This window comes from Chlorogloeopsis fritschii PCC 6912 (genome assembly GCF_000317285.1).
Lineage (GTDB): Bacteria > Cyanobacteriota > Cyanobacteriia > Cyanobacteriales > Nostocaceae > Chlorogloeopsis > Chlorogloeopsis fritschii.
In genome coordinates, this window is the sequence record NZ_AJLN01000093.1 from 26,205 (window position 1) to 41,679 (window position 15,475).

16 protein-coding genes and 1 pseudogene are annotated in these 15,475 nt (G+C 40.7%); 13 read left to right on the plus strand and 4 right to left on the minus strand.

What is annotated here, in order from left to right; genetic code table 11:
* Positions 1 to 113: 113 nt before the first annotated feature.
* The 6 genes and pseudogenes from UYC_RS0117595 to UYC_RS0117620 all read left to right on the plus strand — a co-directional run bounded on the left by UYC_RS0117595 (position 114) and on the right by UYC_RS0117620 (position 3,042).
* A complete protein-coding gene (locus UYC_RS0117595) occupies positions 114 to 503 on the plus strand; it encodes a Pepco domain-containing protein (protein ID WP_016876006.1) in 390 nt (129 codons plus the stop codon).
* Between the two features lies 1 nt (position 504).
* Positions 505 to 1,215 (plus strand): caspase family protein, encoded by a 711-nt coding sequence (locus UYC_RS0117600; protein ID WP_016876005.1) that lies wholly within the window; start codon positions 505 to 507, stop codon positions 1,213 to 1,215.
* A pseudogene (locus UYC_RS0117605) lies at positions 1,146 to 1,748 on the plus strand (formylglycine-generating enzyme family protein); the annotation flags it as partial. The gene UYC_RS0117600 and the pseudogene UYC_RS0117605, both read left to right, overlap by 70 nt.
* Positions 1,749 to 1,827: 79 nt before the next feature.
* A complete protein-coding gene (locus tag UYC_RS0117610) occupies positions 1,828 to 2,127 on the plus strand; it encodes a nucleotidyltransferase family protein (RefSeq protein ID WP_016876003.1) in 300 nt (99 codons plus the stop codon).
* A complete protein-coding gene (locus UYC_RS0117615) occupies positions 2,124 to 2,465 on the plus strand; it encodes a HepT-like ribonuclease domain-containing protein (protein WP_016876002.1) in 342 nt (113 codons plus the stop codon). Before UYC_RS0117610 ends, UYC_RS0117615 begins: the two co-directional genes overlap by 4 nt.
* A 394-nt stretch (positions 2,466 to 2,859) precedes the next feature.
* A complete protein-coding gene (locus UYC_RS0117620; RefSeq protein ID WP_016876001.1) occupies positions 2,860 to 3,042 on the plus strand; it encodes a hypothetical protein in 183 nt (60 codons plus the stop codon).
* Between the two features lie 176 nt (positions 3,043 to 3,218).
* On the opposite strand, the gene UYC_RS0117625 is transcribed toward UYC_RS0117620, so the two are convergent.
* Entirely contained in the window at positions 3,219 to 4,688 is a 1,470-nt protein-coding gene (locus UYC_RS0117625) for an integrase (protein ID WP_016876000.1), read from the minus strand.
* A gap of 190 nt (positions 4,689 to 4,878) precedes the next feature.
* Here UYC_RS0117625 and UYC_RS0117630 point away from each other — a divergent pair, with 190 nt between their 5' ends.
* Complete coding sequence (locus UYC_RS0117630) at positions 4,879 to 5,547, plus strand: hypothetical protein (RefSeq protein ID WP_016875999.1); 669 nt, start codon at positions 4,879 to 4,881, stop codon at positions 5,545 to 5,547.
* A gap of 247 nt (positions 5,548 to 5,794) precedes the next feature.
* Here the strand turns inward: UYC_RS0117630 and UYC_RS0117640 are convergent, their stop codons facing one another.
* Both UYC_RS0117640 and UYC_RS0117645 read right to left on the minus strand, forming a co-directional pair.
* Positions 5,795 to 6,070, minus strand: coding sequence for a hypothetical protein (locus UYC_RS0117640; protein WP_016875998.1), 276 nt, complete (start codon positions 6,068 to 6,070; stop codon positions 5,795 to 5,797).
* Positions 6,067 to 6,657 carry a ParA family protein gene (locus tag UYC_RS0117645; protein WP_016875997.1) on the minus strand — a complete coding sequence of 197 codons (591 nt, stop codon included), beginning with the start codon at positions 6,655 to 6,657 and terminating at the stop codon, positions 6,067 to 6,069. The genes UYC_RS0117640 and UYC_RS0117645 overlap by 4 nt, the downstream gene beginning before the upstream one ends.
* A 409-nt stretch (positions 6,658 to 7,066) precedes the next feature.
* Between UYC_RS0117645 and UYC_RS0117650 the strand changes: the two genes are divergently transcribed.
* The 5 genes from UYC_RS0117650 (at position 7,067) to UYC_RS0117670 (ending at position 14,060) form a co-directional block, all read left to right on the plus strand.
* Positions 7,067 to 10,234, plus strand: coding sequence for a WGR domain-containing protein (locus tag UYC_RS0117650; protein WP_026087544.1), 3,168 nt, complete (start codon positions 7,067 to 7,069; stop codon positions 10,232 to 10,234).
* A 253-nt stretch (positions 10,235 to 10,487) separates the two neighbouring features.
* Positions 10,488 to 10,706 (plus strand): type II toxin-antitoxin system HicB family antitoxin, encoded by a 219-nt coding sequence (locus UYC_RS0117655; RefSeq protein WP_016875994.1) that lies wholly within the window; start codon positions 10,488 to 10,490, stop codon positions 10,704 to 10,706.
* Positions 10,707 to 10,757: 51 nt separating this feature from the next.
* Positions 10,758 to 12,398: a hypothetical protein gene (locus tag UYC_RS0117660; RefSeq protein ID WP_016875993.1), complete on the plus strand. Its 1,641-nt coding sequence runs from the start codon at positions 10,758 to 10,760 to the stop codon at positions 12,396 to 12,398.
* A gap of 571 nt (positions 12,399 to 12,969) precedes the next feature.
* A complete protein-coding gene (locus UYC_RS0117665; RefSeq protein WP_026087543.1) occupies positions 12,970 to 13,764 on the plus strand; it encodes a YdcF family protein in 795 nt (264 codons plus the stop codon).
* A 74-nt stretch (positions 13,765 to 13,838) separates the two neighbouring features.
* Entirely contained in the window at positions 13,839 to 14,060 is a 222-nt protein-coding gene (locus UYC_RS0117670; protein WP_016875991.1) for a hypothetical protein, read from the plus strand.
* A gap of 5 nt (positions 14,061 to 14,065) precedes the next feature.
* On the opposite strand, the gene UYC_RS0117675 is transcribed toward UYC_RS0117670, so the two are convergent.
* Complete coding sequence (locus UYC_RS0117675; protein WP_016875990.1) at positions 14,066 to 14,338, minus strand: ferredoxin-thioredoxin reductase variable chain; 273 nt, start codon at positions 14,336 to 14,338, stop codon at positions 14,066 to 14,068.
* Between the two features lie 464 nt (positions 14,339 to 14,802).
* Here UYC_RS0117675 and UYC_RS0117680 point away from each other — a divergent pair, with 464 nt between their 5' ends.
* Entirely contained in the window at positions 14,803 to 15,063 is a 261-nt protein-coding gene (locus UYC_RS0117680) for a MoaD/ThiS family protein (protein ID WP_016875989.1), read from the plus strand.
* The last annotated feature ends 412 nt before the right edge of the window (positions 15,064 to 15,475 follow it).

Below are 15,475 nucleotides of genomic sequence, written 5' to 3' on the forward strand. Positions count from 1 at the left end.
CTTGTACCTGGTTAAACTTAAAGCCAAAGGACTCTTTAAATAGATTGATTGGAATCATTGTTTCTATATTTATAGTACTTATGGCAAAATTTTAGATAAACACTTAACGTATTATGTCAGAAACACCTTCAGATGCCATTTGGATAGTGACCGATGATACCCCTCAAATATCGATTCCTGATGGTACTAGAGGCGGGATAACCAGAAAAGAAGACTGGAGAGACGAAATCAGGGATGCTACTGGTAGCAAAGGGGTGGGAGATGCTGTTAAGGTTAGCGCTCAAAAATTAGAGCAAGAAATGACTCACTTTCTGCAAGTTATAGGAAGTGTGTTTAACCGTGCAGAACAGCAAGCAAAACTCAGCCCTGGAATGCGGCTTGATGAAGTAGAGCTATCGGTAGAAATTAGTGGAGAAGGAGAAGTTAAGCTAATTGGCAGTGGTGCTAAAGCTGCTGGTAAAGGAGCAATTAAGCTGACATTCAAGCGGCAAGAATCAAACTGAGATGGCGAAAAATTGGGCGATCGCAATCGGTATTAACCAGTATGAGTACCTGCAACCGCTAAGTTATGCCAAGCGGGATGCACAGTTAATGCATGAATTTTTCCGCAATGAAGCGGGATTCGAGAGAATTTTCTTCTTCTCGGATGATTCGCCTGATATTGGTGGAAAATCGACTCGCCCAACCCGCACTAACTTACTGCGAGTCTTGCGGCAGTTATTTGAAACTCCCTTTATGGGAGCGGGTGATAATTTTTGGTTTTTCTTCAGTGGTCATGGGATAAGACACGCTGAACGTGATTATCTCATGCCTTGTGATGGCGATCCAGAAGATATTGAAAAGACAGCGATTTCCATTAACTATGTCACTGAACGGCTGCGTCGCTGTGGCGCTGATAACGTTATCTTGATTCTCGATGCTTGTCGTAATCTTGCTACTCGTGCTGGTGAAGGAATTGGGCGACAAACGGCACAAGAAGCTCGGCAACAAGGAATTATCAGCATTTTTTCCTGTAGCCCGCAGGAATATTCCTATGAAATTGATACACTAAAACAAGGTGCTTTTACTTATGCGCTACTCGAAGGATTAGGAATTCAAGGACAATGCGCCACCGTTGAGCGGTTGAACCAGTATCTAAATTTTCTACCCAAGCACAGTATCAAGCAATCATGGGTAATAATCCTTCCAACTTTAAAGGGGAAAAACGACCTGTAGAACAAGTGTCTTGGAATAATGCTGTAGAATTCTGCAAACGCTTAAGCCAGAAAACAGGACGTAACTATAGGCTACCCAGCGAAGCCGAATGGGAATATGCTTGTCGTGCTGGCACAAATACACCCTTTTACTTTGGTGAAACAATTACAACAGATTTAGCAAACTACTACGGAAACCATACTTACGCCTCTGCACCAAAAGGTCAATATCGAGAAAAGACAACAGATGTGGGGAGTTTTCCACCTAACGCTTTTGGTTTATACGATATGTACGGCAATGTGTGGGAGTGGTGTCAAGATCACTGGCATGAAAATTATCAAGGCGCACCCACTGATGGCAGTGCTTGGTTAAGTGGCGGAAATATCATTCGTCGGCTCTTGGAGGGTGCTTCTGGCAACAAAAATTTTAGGCTGCTCCGTGGCGGTTCCTGGGGCTACTATTCTAGGATTTGTCGGTCGGCGCTTCGCAATAGGGACTACCCCGATGTTCGTTACACCAATATCGGTTTTCGTGTGGTTGTGATTCTTGCGTGAGCACTTCCAAAAGTCAGATTAGATTAATTTGTAGCAATATCTCATAGACTAGAAAGTGAAAGCTCAAAACTAGAAGTTCATGAAAATAGGGTTAAACCAATTACTGCAAGAAAAACGAGAAGAAATCCTGAGTATTGCTGCTAAACATGGAGCTTATAACCTGCGAGTTTTTGGTAGTGTAGCTAGAGGTGAAGAAACAGAGGCAAGTGATATTGATTTTTTAGTTGATTACGATTTAGAGAAAATTTCCCCTTGGTTTCCTGGTGGGTTAATTCTAGATTTAGAGAATTTGTTAAATCGTAAAGTTGATGTAGTAACCTCTAAATCCTTACATTATTTAATTCGAGATAAAGTCTTGAATGAAGCTACATTGTTATGAAAGATAATCGGGTGTATTTAATTCATATTCGAGATTGTATCACCAGAATTAAGCAATATACAGTTGAAGGTAAAGAAGTATTTTTTCAAGACATCAAAACCCAAGATGCAGTCTTAAGGAATCTTCAGGTAATGTGTGAATCTGTACAAAAACTACCCAGTGATTGGAAAAACACGTACCCTGAAATTGAATGGAGTAATATTGCTGGTTTTCGGAATAGATTAACTCACGAATATCTGAATGTAGATCTCGATATTGTTTGGAGTGTAATTGAAAAGTATTTACCAGACTTAGAAAGAACGATTGAAGCAATGGCGCAGGAATATTGGAATATTTAGCGAGAAATCAAACAAACAGTCGGCGCTTTTGGCTGTGAACTGTATAGTCACTTCAATATAAAATTAGTCAAAATTTTTACCTGCTCATACAAGATATTATGTATAAGCGTGTTTTTTCATAGCTTCTCACATTTCAAAGTTGGGTGAATATCAGGCTAATATTGCTAATAAACAATACCAGTAGTTAGTCTTTTGCTCAATACCTTTGGTTTTTGTATAACAGTCTGATTGTTTAGTTTTTGATAGTTTTGTTGCAGCTTGCAAATTACACGTTGCTTTATTCTAAAAACAAGGGCGTAGGGAGCATCTTGCTTAACTCAGGCGAGGTGTAAATGCATGGTACAAGCAAAAATCAAGCATAATTTATAACCTCAAAGGAACTGACTTGAGACAGATGAAGCAACTTATTTATCAGTTAACACCAACCGAATCTACAACGCAACAAGTGCCAACACTCAAATCCAGATTGTTAGCAATTCTGATAGCCGGAGGAATGGAAGCGGTAAGAGCAACATTGAGTCATCCACTTGTTGACATTGCTATTGAGATGATAAAAAAGTTGCTGGAAATGAAATAAAATTGCTTCTTGTGGTTTAGTAATTAAGTAGCCGTCATCAACTGCGTACCCAGAATGGATGAAAAACTTTCTTCCTTCTGCCTCCTGCCTTTAAGCAAAGAAGCGATCGCTTAAAAATATACAAATGTACTATAAATTACCAAATTCAATGGGGTGCGTTAGGCTAGCCCCTATTTTCAACTCAACAATTCACCCAATTGATGCTGAATTAATATCCCTTTTAAAGTTTCATTTTCTGCTCTTAAAGCCAGATTTTCTACTTCTAATTCTCTAATTCTTTCTTTCAGTGCTTCTTTACTTGTACCTTGTCTGTGAATAACAACTTCTTTATATATTTCTAAATTAGTATCTTCATTCATCCACCTTTGATAAGATTTAGTATGCTCTTGTACTGTATGTCCCATATAATCTGCCATTGTCTTAATTGGAACTTGTAGACGATGGCCGCGAATAGCATAAGCATGACGTAAATCATAAGGTCTAAAACCTATACTACTGGTTCTAAACTTGATATAAATTTTTGCTGTTTTATTACTTAATTTTCCACCATTAAAAGGAAGTTTTATATTTTTCAAATCAAATAAATCTACCCAATGAGGATATAGTGGTGGAATACCGCAATTGCGTTCACCAGTCTTAGTACCTGCCGTTAAACTAGGATTAAGAGTAACTAAATGAAAAGTATTAGCTGGGTTAGTAAAAGCTTCTAAATCTATAGCAAATAGTTCATGAGGTCTTAAACCATAAGTTGCTAACATTCCATATGCCCATTGCCATTGTTCAGGTAAGGTAATGTTCTCCTTACTAGCATAAGGTGATAATGGCACTCCTATTTTTGTAAAACCTTGAATAATTTCGTCATCGCTAGGAATTTTCCGAATTGTAGGAGTAGGTAGGGGAGTTGCGTAAGAATTAATAATTTTAATGCCATCAAATCCACAAAACTCACAAAACTTCTTCAGTTGCCAAGTCAAATAAAATCGAGATGGTGTATTTGGTTTAGTTTTTTGCAGTGCAATTTCTAGGCTATCTTGTGAAAGAGGGCTATCTTGTGGGAGCTTTTTTAAATGCCTAATGTAATGGCTTTCCCAAGTGCGAATTCCTTGTCTATTTTGTTCGTGAGTTTTCCAAAATTCCTGCTCGTATTCTTGAATTAATTCACTAATTAATTTTGCACTTTTCCCCTCATCTAGTAGTGTTAGTTTTTGTGCTTGCTTACCCAGGAGTTCTGGTGTCCACTGAAATTGTTTAGTAATTAACAATAAATCTAATTCTCGTGCTTTAGCGATCGCTGCTTTCACACCAATATCATTGGCAACAAAACCTAATGACAAAGTGTACTGTTTATGAGGGCTACCATTTTTACCTACATCACCAGCTTTACAGGGAAAAGAACCTTGCAAACCAATAGACTTAGCACTAGTAAGCTTTAGTTTTATTTTGACTCTATCTAAACTTAAAGCAGTGTTAGCTTGCCCAACAGTGTGCTTGATTCTCAAATACTCACGCTCCATCTTTACAAATTCATCTGTGGCAGTATGCTTGGATTTCCACTGCTTCCACTTCGATGGTTCCCATTTATCAATTGGAACACCATCCCATTCGGCTTTGCGAGGATCGTAGGTACTGGATTGGTTGCCAGACATAGCAATTTTAATTATTTCTTAATTGAATGGTGTAGCATCAGCTGACTCTGATTTCAAATTGTAAGTCCTATATTGGTTGTAAGCATAGGTAAAGCTCTTTCATACTAGAGATTTTGCCAGCTTTCTAGCAAATTTATGCTGATTTGTTAATGACAAGAGCGAATTTCATAATACCAGGGGGCGAAAAATTATGAACAAAATTATCAACACCAGCACAAAATATATTTTCCCTATCATGCTAGTGGCAATATTTGCCAGTCTCAGTAGTTGTAATTCTAGTCCTAACTCTAGTAATGTTGACAGTCAAACTGCTAACACTACAACATTACCAACACCAAATAGCGAGATTCCTGCATCGGTTACACCATCTCCAATCCCTACAGCATCCATATCACCCACACCATCCCAAACTCCAACGACGTCTAGTCTCAACACTCAATCGAGCAATAAGCCACCCTTGCCTGAAGAAAGCCCTCAAAACAAAACTTCTTCTCAGAGCGCTGCTGCTACTAAAAGGGTTGACGTGACTTTATATACGAGTGATGCTCAATGCCAAGATCTGATTCCACAAAAAATTGAAGTCTCGGCAGCAGAACCTGTTACAGGTACAGTGGGTAAAATATTAGAACAACGAGATAGTGCAGACTTTAGCTTCTCCGGATATCGTGTTAACATCAAAAATGGTGTAGCCACAGTAGATTTACGAGTATCGCCTAAGTCCCAACGGCAGATAGCTTCTTTGTCTAGTTGCGAGCAGTTTGCTCTATTTGGCAGTCTCCGCAAAACTCTCACTAGTAATTCTCAATGGGGAATTAAAGAAGTTCGCTTTACTGAAAAAGGCGAGGAAATTGTGCTTTAAGAAAAAGGCAGAAGGCAGAGAGAAGTTGGAGCGGAGGCTTCCTCGGATGGTGCGAGCGGGGATAGCTGTGGTTGCTGTGCAACCACAGCGTCGGCTCTGCCGACAGCAGAAAAATCTCCGATTTTTCTGCCCCCGCCGCACCTGCATGGCAATCCAAACTTCGGAGGGGCAGGGGGCAGAAGGGTTAAACATTTTCTATGTTCCTGTTCCCTTGCCTCCACCCGTAACTTTAATTTTGCCTAACCTACTAACTTTCCTGCTTGCCGCTCTGAGAATTGAGCCACTGCTCAAGCAACTCTATCAAGATGTCGCTCATTTGCCGCTCTTGAGAAGCCGCAGCTGCCTTAAGCTGACGGTGCAATTGCTTGGGCAGATAAACAGTTGTACGGGTATAATCAGGATCGGTACTTTTAGTCGTGCGAGAACTATTTTCAGCACTTGGCTGAGGCTGATCCCTTTGTTGACGACTGCGGGCAGCATCAATTAACTCGTCAAAACGGCTACCTTTTTTCTTGCTACTCATGGTAATATCTCCTCTCCAACCTCGGCGTAACATCGCCATGCAATACGTGCGTAAGGATCTTTCACTGCATTGACTGGCACCCCTTCTAAAGCTGCCCGTTGAAATACAGCCAGTCGTCGAATTTTAGACTTAAATACAGGCAGTTGTGCCCCTTCTAAGGCTGTTTTAGCATCTTCCCCAGCTTTGTTTGGATTGGGAGGAATAATAGTCAGCAAAATTCGATAATTTGTCTTCAGTTTCTGGAGCACATCAACCATTTGCAGTGTTGCAGCTAAAGCGATCGCATCAGGAGTTGTGGGTATAACAAGTAAGTCACACCCCTTAGCAATGGTTTTTAACTCATCCGCATCAGGTCTAGCTGGGGTATCAATTACTATATGCTCGTAAAATCTCGCTAAATTCACCCCCTGCTTTTCATCTGCCACCTTAAACGGTAATCTACCTCGATTTGACCAGTCTAAAGCACTGCGGTTCAAATCTCCGTCTACTAATAGGGTGTCAGCTTTAGTTTGAAGATATGTAGCTAGGTGTAACGCAGTTGTAGACTTGCCCACCCCGCCTTTAAAAGCCGCTACTGTGATAATCATTTTTCGTAATAGCAAATAATGCCAAGATTCTACTGCAAGTGTATAGATGTTTAAATGCTTAGATGTGTTTTGTATGTTTAAATGTCTAAATGTTTAAAGTTATAAACTACTAAAACAACTAGTAGTATTAGTAGTATTCAATGCTTAAACATTTAAAAATTTGAATGTTTAAAAATCCAGATGTTTTGTTTAATAACAATAAACTTATATAGCTAGATAAATATATAAAATTTTAAAAATACAGCTATATATTTTTATAGCTAACTTTGACTTAAAAATTTTTGATAAGTACAGTACCTAAACAAAATTAATTACACATTCTCTACGCTGTTCCCTTGCCTATCATCTGGCAACTCGCGGTAAATCAAGCCACAATAGAGAGTCATGACTGCGTGGTGGGATGGGTGCCATGAAACTAGAGAAAAGAACTACGCTGCATTTTCAGGAAGGAAGTTCTGACAAAGTTTATGAAGTAGATTTGTGCCAGGTAAGTGAAGGGCGCTATGTAGTAAATTTTCGCTATGGGCGTCGTGGGAGTAACTTCAAAGAAGGAACAAAAACTACTCAGGCAGTACCTTTACAAGAAGCGCAGCGAGTATTTAACAAGCTGGTAGAGGAGAAAACAAAAAAGGGATATCGTGATGTCGCCAGCACAGAGGGTAGTGTAACGCCAGTCGATAAACCTGTTGAGAAGAAAACTGTTTTAGATGAGAATCCAAGAAAACAAGCAATACTCAAGCGCCTTGCTAACAATCAACCTAGCAAATGGAAATTAGAACGGGCGATTTGGCGTGCGGGAGAACTTAAAATTACTGAAGCCACACCTTTGCTATTAAAACTGATCGGCACTGGCGAAGCTTTGAGAGATTACTGCATTGCCTGGGCATTAGGTTGGTGTGGGGGTAAGGGTGCAATTCCTGCACTTATCAAACTATATCAAAATGCTTCCAGTCCAGAATTTGTGAGTCGTATCGCCTTTGAAGCACTCCTCAAGCTTTCAGATGCAGAAACAAAAGCTGCTTTGCAAGCAGAGATCATAGAGTTTTTGCTACCAGAATTGCAAAGGCTGGCGCGAAATGGTTCAGCAGAAGCGTTTGCAGCAGAACTCCGCACGTATCTTGAACGCAGCAACTACAAAGGTTTTGCGGTTTTAGACAAAATTTATCAAATTGATAATCAGTATGTGCGCCCTGCATTAATTGATATTTTATGCAAAGCGCCTTTCAAACCCAACTACTTCCAGCGCCTGCGTCACATTTTCAAGATGGCTGAATATCGCCATGATACCGAAGTATTTGGTATTCTTGCCTATCGCTTGGAGATAGAAAGGGCAAGCTTTTCTAGTAAAACATCCTATATTTTTCCTAATGGCGAATGGTTGATCAAGTGTAGATGGCAGTACGATACCAGAACTCATAAAGATGAAGTTGTAGAAGAACTAAAACGTTCTGAGTCAAGAATTGCTTACAGCAGGCAAACTCGTGAATATTTACTGCGGCGAGTGTGGCGTACCTTGAAACAATTAGGTGAAGAGGGAGACACTGACTATGTAAAAATGGCGGTGGGAATTCTGCTTCAGTATTCTGATGCGGATGCAGAAAAAGTTTGGGAGTCAACTTTTTATCGCTGGGAACGTTCCAACTGGACTCGTGTTGAGTTTAAACGAAATTGGGATGCATATGCTGGTTATTTAACTTTTAACCATATCCTCTACGAAAAAAGTCCCCGTTACGAGTTAAAAGTAAATTCCAAAGCGTGGCGGTGTCGGGAAGGTTATAAACCAGGCGATCCAGAACCACCAATACGAGAAGAGGCGTTTCCCGAACTTTGGGAACAACACCCACAAGCACTGCTGCAACTGCTATTAGAAAGCAAGTGTCACCCCGTTCATTGTTTTGCTGTCAAAGCCTTACGAGCGTGTCACCGCTTCTGTGCTTCTATTAATATAGATGCGATCGTAAAACTGGTTAACAAACCTTACGAAGTTACAGCGCAATTTGGTTTTGAACTGGCGCTACTTAACTACAATCCCGCCTCACCAAACAAAGAATTAATTCTTGCTTTAGTTAATTGCCTATCTGAAGGTGCTCGTACTCAAGCTTACCAATGGATAGAGCAACAACGCGAGTTCTTTTTAGAAGATAGCAACTTCATAACTACTCTAGTAGTCAGCCAAAAAAGCGATACTCGCACTTTTGCACGCAGACTGTTGGGAACTTCAATTTTAAGCAATAGTACATCTAAAATACTCATTGGGCGCATCATTGCCGAATTGATCGCATTTACACCAAAAGCTTCCCCAGAGTTAGCAAAAGAAATTTCAGAAACCCTAGTGGTATGCTTTCCACTTCAGTTACGAAGTTTAAGCTTGAGCGTAGTCAATGACCTTTTAGCACATCCCATCTTGGAAATTCAAGAATTAGGTGCTCGTATTCTCCTCAATCACGAAACAACTGCCGAAAACTTGCCGCCACAGATAATCGAATCCCTTCTGGCATCACCTCACGAATCCTTGCGAGTTCTAGGTATTAGGCTCTTTGGTCAACTGCCAGATGAGAAACTTATAGGAGAAGAGAGTGATTTGATTGTGGCTATGGCGGTGAATGTAGTTGAAGATATCCGCAATGCCATCAAACCAATTATTTGTCGATTAGGAGCATCTTACCCAGCTTTTACCGTTCAGATAGCATCTGATTTGATTGAAATTCTCCTCACACCAGAAAAACACGAAGGAGTTCACAGCTATTTGGTGCGTTTGCTACGAGAAGACTTGCAGGGATGGATGCCAAGCATTAACAAAGAAACTACTTTAAACTTACTCCAGGTACAATCTTCGGCTGTACAAGAATTAGGTGGTTTGTTGCTGGGTGCAAATTACCAAAATTGGCTGTCAGAATTTACTACTTACGAAATCGTTAAACTTGCCAGTCACGAAATTTTATCAGTGCGGGAAGCTGCACGGCAGATGTTTGGACAAATCTTAAATCGCCTGCGTACAGATCCACAAGAGATGTTAGTGGCAGTGCAGATGTTAGAGGCAAAGTGGGAAGATTCACGAGAATTTGCCTTTAAAATATTGACAACAGAGTTCAGCGATCGCGAATTTACACCAGAAGTTTTAGTCAGTATTTGTGATAGCGTTCGAGAAGAAGCACGGAGACTTGGGCGTGATTTATTAACTCGTAACTTTCAAGCAGCAGATGGAGAAGAATATCTGTTGAAATTTAGCGAACATCCATCAGCAGATATGCAGTTATTTGCTACTAATTATTTAGAAAATTATGCTGTAGATAATCCAGAAAGATTGCGGGAGTTGGCACCATTTTTCATCAGTGTATTATCTCGCGTTAATCGTGGTAGCATCGCCAAAAAGAGGATTTTTGCTTTTTTAGAAATTGAGGCACAAAAAAGCGAAGCAGCGGCAAAAGTTGTGGCAGAAATTATGATTCGACAGTCGGCAACAATGGCTATTGGAGATAAAGCAGCGGCGATACAAATTATGTTGAAAATTCACAAAACTTATCCGCAATTGGATTTACCGATTCAGGTAAAGCCAGTTTTGAATGTTAGAAATTAGTGTTCATATCACGGTACATGAAAAACTCTGTCTAGCTCTAAAAATATTCAGTTTGATGAACTATGGTCATGCTAATTGAAGCCTTTGAGTTTATACCAATCTTTTTTGAGGATGCAATTAATATAAAAAAAACAACCACAAAGAGCACAAAGAACACAAAGGAATAAATTGGTCTAATTAAGTGCAATTCTATATAGAGTTGATATTAGTTTGCTACGTATCAATAGAACAATTTAACTTTAGGAGATGGAGAATGAAAGATTATCACATTAATATTTTCTACAGTAAAGAAGATGAAGGCTACATTGCTGATATACCTGACTTGAAGTTCTGTTCTGCTTGGGGTGAAACACCAGAGGAAGCACTGCGTGAGGTAATGATTGCTAAAGCTGCTTGGTTGGAAGCTGCCAGTATTGAGGGTAAAGTTATTCCTCAGCCTAAATATCGACCAATAATTTATCAATTTGGCTAATTATAAACAAAAATACTGGTCAAAAATAATCAATAATTAATAATAAAAATTATGGAATTTAACTACACATACAAAGGAAACACATCAGTAGTAGAACAAAGCGGAAACACGCAGATGTCATTTTCCCCAGACACAAAGCGCCCGCCTACATACTTTATTGGCGAACTGCAACAAAACGTAGCATTTCGTGAAGCTATCAGCGCCTTACATGATGTTGTCATTTCCGATTTACGATTTAAACCCAAAGATAAAACAGCTTACAAAGAATGGCGTACCAAGCAAGAAGAAATTAACTGGGATTTAGTGATGGCAATGCGACAGGATGTCACTACTAAAATTAAGGCACTGCAAGCAGAATTAAATCAATTAAATCAGCGCAGTTATAAACGTTTGAGTCCTTATTATCAAGCCAGAGAAGAATTTCGCCGTTTTGTTTGGCAAAAACAACTAGACTTTTACTTTGTATTTGATCCAGTCATTACAGTTCATCCTGATGAAGTATTTTTTGAGTGTTTCAGTGTAGATGAATCAACTTACGGACGTCTGGGAGCAAGTTACGAAGTATTCAAAAATATTAGTGAATTTGCCTGCGGTACTACAAATGTAGATTACTCAGCAGCGCTTTATGACGAGTTTCAAAAAATCCGCAGTTATAAGACGACTCAATTGCAAGTCGATCCTTCAGGTTTTGAAGTTAAAACTACTAACGAAGCAGCTTATAAAGAAGTAAAAATTGATTTACCGGATAGCTGGGTAAGGGGATTTTTACAAGTAAGTTCGGCAATGTGTTTACCCGCAACCCGGTTTGATTTACATCCGATGGATATTCACAATATATGTTTCGTACTGCGTCGCCACAAAGAGAAAAAAGGGCCGCGCAGTATGCGCTATCATCTCAAACCAGGTGAACCTGTGCGGGTGGTGTTTGAACCATGGGACATTGAAGTAGTTTGTCCGCGATCGCTCTACACTGGTTGCCAAGAACAAACCATTCGCGTTTGGGGGCGTCGCCGCCTCCACATTCTCGAACGTCTCATCGCCGTTGCCAAAAAGTTTACCGTTCACCTGCTAGGTACGGGTATGCCTTCCTTCTATGTCGCCGATTTAGGTGATATGTCTTTCACCCTTGGTTTATCGGGATGGACTGCCAATGATTGGGCTGGTGCTGGTAACTTTGACTTAATGGCACCCCGTGCCGATGTCGATGAATGGACGCAGAAAATTATTTTTGATGGGCTGCGGGAGAATTGGGTAGAAACTGCGGATAGTTTGTCACAGCGCTTGAATTTGAGCCGCACGGCAGTACTGGGGGCTTTAAGTGCTTATACACAAGCAGGGCGTGTGATTTATGACTTAAATAAAGAAGTGTATCGGGTGCGAGAACTCAGCCGCGAACCGCTACCGATGGAGAGATTGCGCTTTGCCAACGAACGAGAAAAAAGTGCAACCAGGTTTTTGAGTCAAAATGCGGTACAGGTAACAGCAGTCAGCGAGAAAGATAGTGCCTTAACCGTGCAAGGTAGCATTCAAGACAAAGCAAAAACCTACAACCCTGCTTTGACGATTGATAGAGACGAGCGTATAATCAACGCAGAATGTACTTGCAATTGGCATCAGCAAAATAAGCTGTACAAAGGTCCTTGCGAGCATATTCTGGCACTGCGAATGCAGCACGCCCGTCAGTATAGATAATCACGTGCTTTTAGTTGGTAAATAACCTTGCAATTCGGACGGTGCGATCGCCGTCCTTGCGTTCAGTCTCACCGCGCATCACTAGCCCGCTCTTGACTGTGCGGTCTTACGGGTACTGTAGGTGTTCCGGTTTAACTTCCGTGAAGTGAACGATCCTACAGTACCCGTGCCCGCTTGAGTTGAGCGATCTAGTCCTGAGGGATTTACGAAGGGTAACCAACACTTCAAAGTGCGTGATTTTTATTACCAATTCTCTATACTTAAGTAATTACCACCAAGCCGGACTGTCGATTGTCATTAATATAGCAGTTGCCAGGTAGCATAGAACATTAACTGATGATACAATCCGGACACCACAAGAATTTCAAAGCTGTTACACCAATTCTCTATGAACTTGCACTTAATGAGTACCAACTTCTTCCTTTGTGTACTTTGTGTCCTTTGTGGTTAGTTTTTTAATATTCAGTGCATTTTTCAAGAGAATTGATATTAATAACTCTCTACTATATTTCTCCCCGTCCCCGCGTCAACCTCAACTAAGAGTATTCAATCAGACTCAACATAACATCCCATGTTCTTGTATCTCTCTAAGTTGCTGCCACTATTTTTTTATCCACTGGGGCTAGCTTGTCTGTGTTTGCTGGTAGCACTATTCATGTTGTGGAAACGTCCCCGAATAGCTGCGGTTGCGATTGGGCTGGCGCTAACTTTTTTGTTACTTAGCAGTAATGTCTGGATAGCAGGCTTACTAGTGCGATCGCTAGAGTGGCAATACCTTCCACTTGCGGAAATACCAAACGCAGAAGCGATTGTCGTGCTGGGGGGAGCAACAAAATCGGCTCTGCCGCCACGACCTGGTGTAGACTTAAACGATCGCGGCGATCGCGTAATTTATGCCGCTCAACTTTATCGACAACAGAAAGCACCTGTTATTATTCTCAGTGGTGGTCGCATCGATTGGCAAGACACTATCAACGCATCAGAATCACAGGATATGGCTGCAATCCTCACATCAATTGGCATACCCCCAGCAGCAATCATTGAAGAATCAGAATCTCTGAACACTTATCAAAATGCAGTCAATGTCCGAAAAATACTTGAATCTCGTGGTATTCGCCGCATCTTGCTGGTAACCTCAGCAATGCATATGCCGCGCTCAATTCTCATCTTTAAACGTCAGGGGATTGACGCTATTCCAGCACCCACAGACTATACAATTACTTATAAAGAATTTGCAGGACTCGCTAGCACTCCCAAAGCCGCACTCCTGAACTTACTACCAGATAGTAATAACCTGCAAAATTTTACTGCTGCTCTTAAAGAATATGTTGGTATTTTTGTTTATCGCTTGCGGGGCTGGCTATAAACAATAGTTGTAATAATAGATGAGGAGTTGGACTGTGACTCCTGAATTTGTTCTTCCTAACCTGCGACTTGGTTATGTCAAAAGACTTACCACTTATTATCCCTTCGCCTCAACCCCAAGTTGAAGAAAGTTTTGCCGCCTACCAAACCACTCACCAATTTTATCACGAAGTTCAAGTGCGCTCGGAGCATCAACAATTTTGTGAATGGTACCACACAACAGCAGAACGACATCGTCAAGAGCTAAAAAAGATGCGCGGCGAATTTAATATTATGCAGTTTTTTCGCCGCCAATGAGGTATTTAAATGATTTCTAGCTCATTTTCACGGAAGTGGGCTTTAAATTTTTTACTAAACTGAACCAGAACTGGCAAATTTGCACTGACTGGTCTACCATGCCATTGAGTAACAATATCCACCACTTCCCCCTCTGTGCCTTTGAGGTCAAAAGCATTACCGCGATGCTCAGGATGATGGTAAACTACTACGGATTCTTTAACGCGGACGCGATCGCCTTTTTTCATAACTACATTTACACCTAGCTTCTGCTTTTCCACAAGTGTCTCCACAGCCATCCCTCACTGAACCTGCTTCATAAAAAAATAGACTGCTTGCAAAAGTCACTGTTGGCTTTTAGGTGTGTATCAGGGCATCGTTGTAATGCCTCTGCACCTGCCAGACAAACAAAGCCTGCCCGTGCAGGCTTTGATATTCCTTGTTCCTCTAATCTTCACCTGTTATTTTTTAGTCAATCAAGACGAAACAGGTGAAGTAATCTCAAAGTCGCCCAGTACTTTGGCAAGATGTCTAACTTTCTTATCTTCACTCTAGTTGTTCCCTTGGTCAACTCTTTCGCCAACTCTCCCAATACAGAGCCAAGCAAATTAGCTAGCAAAAAGAGGAAATCCATTAAGCTGAGGATGTAGATGAAATTATTTTATGGGATTTATTATGAAATAAATTGCATTGCCTGTATCAATAATCAACACTCATTACCTTTCTTCACATTTCAAACCTAAAACTATTCTCACTCTGTTTTATGTACCAGTCTGCGATTACAGTTACCGTCAAATTGTTCGCTGCCTATCAAGAGGCTTATCAAGTGCCGGAACTAGTATTGGAATTACCGCCAGAATCACCAGTTGCCGCAGTACGCGATCGCCTGATTGCCGAACATCCCGAACTCAACCAATGGCGGGATCTAACCCGTTTTGGGATTAATTTGACATTTGTCGAAGCAGATACAATCTTACATGACGGTGATGAGGTGGTATTAATTCCCCCTGTTAGTGGTGGCTAGTCACTTCAAACAAAAAAGCCCCCATAACTTGAGAGCTTCAATTCGGGATATAGATTCGTCATGTAGTAGTAACTAATAAATTTTTACAACAGTTTTATGGCAAAAGTTTGTCACTGGTATGTTGGTGTTGTGACTATGAAAAAGCAAATACCTACTCCTATCAATCACTAGGTATGTAAACTCAATAACTGCATAGCCGTAGTTAGATTATTCTGATGTCAGCGAAAGCCATGCCTAAAATTAGCTTGCTCTTTTCAAGCTTGCACAATTACTTTATACCCTGCGGGTAGACGCCCTCTGGGCGTCTACAGAATTCACAATACTCGTCGTGGGGGATACTTTTGCTTACCCACTTCATGTCTTGTGACCTGCCACTAATTGTAGACAAAGAAAGAAGGATTCATAATTAAGA

Coding starts and splice junctions, on each gene's coding strand:
- UYC_RS0117595 (WP_016876006.1), top strand. CDS start 114: ATGTCAGAAACACCTTCAGATGCCATTTGGATAGTGACCGATGATACC.
- UYC_RS0117600 (WP_016876005.1), top strand. CDS start 505: ATGGCGAAAAATTGGGCGATCGCAATCGGTATTAACCAGTATGAGTAC.
- UYC_RS0117610 (WP_016876003.1), top strand. CDS start 1,828: ATGAAAATAGGGTTAAACCAATTACTGCAAGAAAAACGAGAAGAAATC.
- UYC_RS0117615 (WP_016876002.1), top strand. CDS start 2,124: ATGAAAGATAATCGGGTGTATTTAATTCATATTCGAGATTGTATCACC.
- UYC_RS0117620 (WP_016876001.1), top strand. CDS start 2,860: ATGAAGCAACTTATTTATCAGTTAACACCAACCGAATCTACAACGCAA.
- UYC_RS0117625 (WP_016876000.1), bottom strand. CDS start 4,688: ATGTCTGGCAACCAATCCAGTACCTACGATCCTCGCAAAGCCGAATGG.
- UYC_RS0117630 (WP_016875999.1), top strand. CDS start 4,879: ATGAACAAAATTATCAACACCAGCACAAAATATATTTTCCCTATCATG.
- UYC_RS0117640 (WP_016875998.1), bottom strand. CDS start 6,070: ATGAGTAGCAAGAAAAAAGGTAGCCGTTTTGACGAGTTAATTGATGCT.
- UYC_RS0117645 (WP_016875997.1), bottom strand. CDS start 6,657: ATGATTATCACAGTAGCGGCTTTTAAAGGCGGGGTGGGCAAGTCTACA.
- UYC_RS0117650 (WP_026087544.1), top strand. CDS start 7,067: ATGAAACTAGAGAAAAGAACTACGCTGCATTTTCAGGAAGGAAGTTCT.
- UYC_RS0117655 (WP_016875994.1), top strand. CDS start 10,488: ATGAAAGATTATCACATTAATATTTTCTACAGTAAAGAAGATGAAGGC.
- UYC_RS0117660 (WP_016875993.1), top strand. CDS start 10,758: ATGGAATTTAACTACACATACAAAGGAAACACATCAGTAGTAGAACAA.
- UYC_RS0117665 (WP_026087543.1), top strand. CDS start 12,970: ATGTTCTTGTATCTCTCTAAGTTGCTGCCACTATTTTTTTATCCACTG.
- UYC_RS0117670 (WP_016875991.1), top strand. CDS start 13,839: ATGTCAAAAGACTTACCACTTATTATCCCTTCGCCTCAACCCCAAGTT.
- UYC_RS0117675 (WP_016875990.1), bottom strand. CDS start 14,338: ATGGCTGTGGAGACACTTGTGGAAAAGCAGAAGCTAGGTGTAAATGTA.
- UYC_RS0117680 (WP_016875989.1), top strand. CDS start 14,803: ATGTACCAGTCTGCGATTACAGTTACCGTCAAATTGTTCGCTGCCTAT.